This window comes from Desulfuromonadales bacterium (assembly GCA_035620395.1).
GTDB lineage: Bacteria > Desulfobacterota > Desulfuromonadia > Desulfuromonadales > DASPGW01 > DASPGW01.
The window spans coordinates 1-5506 of sequence record DASPGW010000146.1 but is presented as its reverse complement, the minus strand read 5'-3'; the positions used below and the strand labels follow the sequence as shown (position 1 = coordinate 5506).

7 protein-coding genes are annotated in these 5506 nt (G+C 68.0%); all 7 read right to left on the bottom strand.

What is annotated here, in order from left to right; translation table 11 throughout:
* Nucleotides 1–822: triphosphoribosyl-dephospho-CoA synthase (locus VD811_08025; GenBank protein ID HXV20917.1), on the bottom strand; the 822-nt coding region annotated here is incomplete at its 3' end.
* Nucleotides 794–1297, bottom strand: a complete 504-nt coding sequence (locus tag VD811_08020) for a citrate lyase holo-[acyl-carrier protein] synthase (protein ID HXV20916.1) — start codon at nt 1295–1297, stop codon at nt 794–796. The genes VD811_08020 and VD811_08025, both read right to left, overlap by 29 nt.
* Nucleotides 1272–2810, bottom strand: a complete 1539-nt coding sequence (citF, locus tag VD811_08015; GenBank protein HXV20915.1) for a citrate lyase subunit alpha — start codon at nt 2808–2810, stop codon at nt 1272–1274. The genes VD811_08020 and citF overlap by 26 nt, the downstream gene beginning before the upstream one ends.
* Entirely contained in the window at nt 2797–3717 is a 921-nt protein-coding gene (locus VD811_08010; GenBank protein ID HXV20914.1) for an aldolase/citrate lyase family protein, read from the bottom strand. Before VD811_08010 ends, citF begins: the two co-directional genes overlap by 14 nt.
* Complete coding sequence (locus VD811_08005; protein ID HXV20913.1) at nt 3714–4193, bottom strand: PPC domain-containing DNA-binding protein; 480 nt, start codon at nt 4191–4193, stop codon at nt 3714–3716. The genes VD811_08010 and VD811_08005 overlap by 4 nt, the downstream gene beginning before the upstream one ends.
* Before the next feature lie 86 nt (nt 4194–4279).
* Nucleotides 4280–4549: a citrate lyase acyl carrier protein gene (gene citD, locus VD811_08000; protein ID HXV20912.1), complete on the bottom strand. Its 270-nt coding sequence runs from the start codon at nt 4547–4549 to the stop codon at nt 4280–4282.
* A partial coding sequence (locus tag VD811_07995; GenBank protein ID HXV20911.1) for a citrate lyase ligase occupies nt 4549–5506 on the bottom strand: 958 nt, incomplete at its 5' end. The genes VD811_07995 and citD, both read right to left, overlap by 1 nt.

The window sequence follows — 5506 nt, the reverse complement described above, 5'->3', positions numbered from 1 at the left end:
CCAGTCCCCCACTGCATACCCCTCATAGGCCAGACAGCCGAAGGCGACCCCGAGCAGGTCGGCGACGCCCCCCATGGTCAGGTTCAGCGCCCGGTATTCGAGGTTCAGCTTGGTCAGCAGGGGCACCGGGTCGAAGCCTTCGGTCAGCATCGCTTCCAGCAGGCGGCCGTCCCGCTGCAGCTGCGCCAGTCCGGCGCGCCCGCAGCGGTGCAGGGCGGTGGTGTCCTCGACGGTCTGCATCAAGCGGCTCAGCATGAAGAAGGCGGCGTGTTGCGCGCCTCCCCCTGCACGCAGGGCCTGCCGGTAGGCGGGAAGGGCCACGCCGAAGAGGCAGGGGAGGCCGGCCCGGGCCTCGGCGACGATGCCGCCGGTCCGGTAGGCGGCGCGCGCTGCCTGGCCGTTGGTGGCCGCCGGAGGGGAGAAGGCCAGGACTTCGCGGGCGACCGCGGCAACGGTGGGCTGCAGCGGCTGCTCGGCGGCCGTGGCCCGGAAGCGGGCGACGAGCAGCAGGCCGCCGAGGAAGATGGCGCCCTTGTGGGTGTTGGTGCCGAGGGTGGCGAGCATCCGCTCCTCGGCCCGGCGGCCGGCGGCGACCAGTTCGGCAAGGGTGGCGCCGGCGTTCAGTGCAACGAGCAGGTGGGCGAAATAATTGGCGACCAGATCGATGGAGGCGGACATTTTCGCCAGGGAGAGGTCGGGGTGGGAGCCGCTGTCGATCAGGTCGACCAGTCCCGGCTTGGGGGTGAGGAAAAGCTCGGCCCGCAGGCCCTGGATGAGGGATACAGCCAGCCGTTCAGTCTGTGAAAGGGGCGAGCAGTTCATGAACCCTCCGGGAAAGTTCGGCGCCGTCGTGACGCCCGAGGCGGATGCATTCCCTGGCCGGCGCCTCGCAGACCAGGCAGGAACGGGGTGGGAGCCCCAGGGCCGCCCGGTCGGCGGCGACCCCTTGCGGGTCGTAGACATCGGCGTCGATCAGCCGGGCGAAGGGGGCGATGGCCTCCAGCCCGACGCAGATCTGCTTCAGCGGCGCAGGTTCCATGGCGCTGCCGAGGATGGCGAAGGGGCCGAGCCGGTCGAATCCCTCGCGCAGTCCCGCCAGGCTCCCGCAGGCCGCCGCCGCTTCCTGCCTGGCCCAGGCGAAGAGATGGAGGGCGCCGGCCGGCGTCTTGTCGGCGCCGGGAAGGGCGAGGGAGAGAAACAGGGTGGCCCGCCCGCCGTGGCCGAGGGCCTGCAGCAGGGCGGCGTGGCGGCGGTCGCGGGCGGCCAGCAGCTCACTCTTCAACTTTGCGTATGACATCGATGATCGATCCGTCGCGGTATTCGATCAGGGCCACCACCTCGTCCGCAAACTCCAGAGGGCGGGGCCGGCCGGTGATCTGGTAGATCTCCTGCTGCAGCTCTCGGATGTCCTTGACCGGCACCTTGCGGCGCCGCAATTCGTTCTTGAGGTCGACGTGCTTGTCGTTGACGGCGATGCCCCGCTCGGTGACGACCACGTCGACGGTTTCGCCGGGCGTGGTGACGGTGGTGACGGCGTCCTTGACGATGGGGAGCCGGCCGCGGATGGAGGGGGCGACGATGATCGCGAGCTTCGCCCCGGCCGCCGTGTCGGAGTGGCCGCCGGTGTTGTGCAGCAGGTAGCCGTTGCTCTCGGTGTTGACGTTGACGTTGAAATCGACGTCGACCTCGGTGGCGCCGAGGATGACGCAGTCGAGCCGGTTGACCACCGCGCCGGCGTTGAAGGGGTTGGCGTACATGTCGGCGCTGATCTCCATGTGGCTGCGGTTGCGCCCCATCGACTCGACCGCCTTCAGGTCGAAGCACTGCACGTCGAAGAGTCCCTGGAACAGACCCTCCTCGAGCATGTCGACAAAGTAGCCGGTGATGCCGCCGCAGCCGAAGCTCCCCTTGATCTGCTGCTCGCGCATCATCCGCCGCACGTGGTCGGCCACCGCCAGGGAGATGCCGCCGCTGCCGGTCTGGAAGGAGAAGCCGTCGCGCAGCAGTCCCGAAGCCTCGATGACCTGGGCGGCGTACTTGGCGATGAGCAGGCCGACCGGGTCGGTGGTGATGCGGGTGGTGGTGGAGACGATCTTCTTCGGGTCGCCGAGGGTCGCTACCGGCACCACGTAGTCGACCAGGGTCTGCGGGATGGAGATCGGGGAGGCCGGGTAGGGAACGAGGTTGTCGGTGACGGCGACGACGCAGCGGGCGTGCTCGGCGTCGGTGTGCGCATAGCCGAGGCTGCCGCAGGCCGAGGGGCCGTAGAAGCCGTTCATGTTGCCGTACTCGTCGCAGGTCGGGGCGGCGATGAAGGCGACGTCGACCGGCACCTGGCCGCTGATGATGGCGCGGGCGCGGCCGCCGTGGGTGCGCACGACGACCGGGCAGGAGAGCTCCCCTTTCGAGACCATCTCGCCGATGGGGCCGTTGACGCCGCACTCGATGGCGCTGATGACCCCCTTTTGAATGTAGGGGATGATCTCGGCGTGCACCGGGTGGACCGAGCTCGAGGCGATGCGGATGTCGCGCAGCCCCAGGCCGTCGAGCTCGCGCACGACGAGGCCGAGCAGCAGGTCGCCGTTGCGCAGGTGGTGGTGGGTGGCGATGGTCATGCCGTCGCGCAGCCCGGCGGCCTCGATCGCTTCGCGCAGGCCGGGGAGCAGCTTGCCCGCTCCCGGGTTGACGCGGCGCAGGGGACGGGGGGCGACGTTGCCCGTCGGGCGCAGCGAGAAGGGGTCGGCGTAGGGGGTGAGGGGGCGGCCGTGGAAGGTTTCGGGGATCAGCCGGCCCAGACTATTTTTCACCATAGATCGCCTCCTCGTCGAGTTCGATGTCGATCAGGCCGTGCGCCTTGGCCGTCTTCAGGACGCGCACCGCCCGCTTGACCACCGGCGCGTCGACCATCTTGCCGCCCAGGGAGATGACGCCCGTCCCCATGGTCCGGGCGCGCTGGATGGCGTCGACCACCTGCAGGGCGTAGTCGACCTCTTCCTGCTTGGGGGCGAAGACCTCGTGGACCAGTTCGATCTGGCGCGGGTTGACCAGCGACTTGCCGTTGAAGCCGAGGGTCTTGATCAGCCGGGTTTCGCGGCGCAGCCCCTCCATGTCGGAGACGTCGGCGAAGATGCTGTCGATCGCCTGGATGCCGGCCGCCTTGGCCGCCCAGATGACGCGGGTACGGGCGTGGAAGAGCTCCTCGCCGGTCTTGGTCCGCTCGATCTCCAGGCTGGCGGTGTAGTCCTCGGCGCCGAAGGCCAGCGCGATGATGCGCTTCGAGCAGCGGGCGATGCGGATGGAGTTGATCACCCCGGCGGCGCTCTCGATGGACGGCAGGATCTTGAAGCGGCCGATCTCCACCCCCAGCTCCTCCTCGAACTCGGTGAGCAGGGTGTCGAGGCGCTCGACGATCTCCGGGGAGTCTGCCTTGGGCAGGCGGATGCCGTCGGGCAGGGCGCGCAGCACTTCTTTCAGGTCGAGAATCCCCCACTTGCTGTCGAGGGGGTTGATGCGCACGATCACTTCCTTGTTGCGGTCGGTGTAGCCTTCGAGGAAGCGCCGCACGAGAATGCGGGCGGCGTCCTTCTCGCTGTAGGGGACGGCGTCCTCGAGGTCGATGATCACCCCGTCGCAGTCGAACATCGGGATGTTCTGCAGCATCGACGGCATGTTCCCCGGCACGTAGAGCAGCGTCCGGCGCAGGCGGAATTCGGTCATGGCGCACCCTCCTTGCTGATGAAGATGGTCGGCACGCCCCCGGACTTCGAGGTGTGGCGTTCGATCCCCTCGACCAGCACCTCGGTCAGCAGAATCTCGCAACTGGCGAAGACTTCGGCGTCGAAGAGGTGGCCGCCGATCAACTCGCCGGACGACTTGCCGAGCATGATGTGCAGATGGCAGTCGACGGCGCCGCTTTCGTCGGGGAAGAGATTGCCTTCCAGGCCGATGAGCTCCAGCGGCCCCTCCACCTCGTGGAGCTGCATGCGCGGCGGGGTGATGGGGAGTCGGGCGCCGGCCTTGATGCCGCGAAAGCGGACGTTCTGCATCGAACCGACGGCGGAGACGATGACCGCGTTCTTGACGCCGGTCTCGCCGGCGAATTTGAGCAGTTGCGTGATGACGCGCTCACCGGGGCTGACCTTGATGATGAAGCGCCGCCCCTGCTCGTATTCCTTGTACCAGAGTCCGTTCATAGAATCCTCTCAGGATCGAGGACGGAGGACTGAGGACAGAGGACAGCAAGAGCCTTTTTCCGTCCTCCGTCTTCCGTCCTCCGTCTTCAAAGGTTTGTCTCTCCAGCCCGTTTCAGTGCCGCTTCCATACGCGCCTCGATGGCGTAGTCGAGGGCGCCGCGGTCGGTGACGCGGATGCTGCCGGCGGTCACTCCGAAGCGGGCGAGGACGGCCTCGATGCGGGCGCGGATGAGGTGCTCGAACTGGCGCTTGACCGTCGACTCGATCTCGATGGTGAGCGCCTCGGCCGGCTCGACGAAGACCATCAGATCGCTCGACTGCATGGTGCCGGCCTGGACCTTTCTGCGGATTTCCATCAGTGCCTCCTGCTGTAGGTACGAAGTTTCTCGCGAATTTCCCGGGCGGCATCCGAGAGGAGAAAGTCGAAAGTGCTCCTCGGCACCAGCCGGCGCAACTCCTCGTAGGCTTCCCGGCGCAGCGCTTCACGTACCCGCCAGGCGCTGACCGCCTCCGCCCCGGTCTGCAGCCGCTCATGCTGCACCGTCTCGATCCCGTAGTCGGGCAGCAGCCGTCGCATCGTCTCGCCGTAGCGCCGGGTGGTGCGGCAGTACGGTTCGGTGCCGATGAAGCGGCGGTCGATGTGGAAGAAGGGGGCGATATGCCGGCCGAAGAGCATCAGGTCGATCTCCATCTGCACCGTCGCCGCCGCGTCTGGGTCCTTGAGGAAGTAGGCGGGGAAGGTGACGGCGCTCACCGCGTAGTGGGAGCTGTCGAGGACGCTGACATTGGTCAGGTCCCGCACTCCCTCTTCGACCAGTCGCAGGCGCACGGCGAAGGGGAAGGCCGAGCGGTCCTCCCGCACCACGAAGACGTAGAGATGGTCGACCTGGCCGGCGGCCTGTTCGATCAGGTAGCGATGGCCGCGGGTGAAGGGGTTGCAGTTGACGACCACTGCCCCGTTGCGCCCCGGGCGCACCAGGTGCCGGTGGGCCGCCAGATAACGGGGGAGGCCGCCGCCGTATTCCAGCAGCACGGCCTGCGGATGGTGCACCAGCGGCGCGAAGTTGAGCGCCTGGAAGGCGAGGGCGTTCGCCGGGGCAGTGAAGACGAAGAAGGTCTCGCAGCCGGCCGCCGAGCCGCCGCGGATCAACTCCGTCGCCAGCTCCCCGAGCGCCGGGCCGCCACGGTGGGACGGGGCGATGGCGAACATTTTCAGGATGTTCTCCTGCCGCGCCGCCACCGCCACCAGGGCACCCGCCTCGAAAATGCCGACGAGGACATCGAAGTTCTCCTCGAAGGCGAGGCCGCTGCTT

What these genes read in the sequence shown, in the direction of transcription:
- citF (HXV20915.1), bottom strand. Translation starts at nt 2,810, where the DNA reads ATGGTGAAAAATAGTCTGGGCCGGCTGATCCCCGAAACCTTCCACGGC.
- citD (HXV20912.1), bottom strand. Translation starts at nt 4,549, where the DNA reads ATGGAAATCCGCAGAAAGGTCCAGGCCGGCACCATGCAGTCGAGCGAT.
- VD811_08010 (HXV20914.1), bottom strand. Translation starts at nt 3,717, where the DNA reads ATGACCGAATTCCGCCTGCGCCGGACGCTGCTCTACGTGCCGGGGAAC.
- VD811_08005 (HXV20913.1), bottom strand. Translation starts at nt 4,193, where the DNA reads ATGAACGGACTCTGGTACAAGGAATACGAGCAGGGGCGGCGCTTCATC.
- VD811_08020 (HXV20916.1), bottom strand. Translation starts at nt 1,297, where the DNA reads ATGTCATACGCAAAGTTGAAGAGTGAGCTGCTGGCCGCCCGCGACCGC.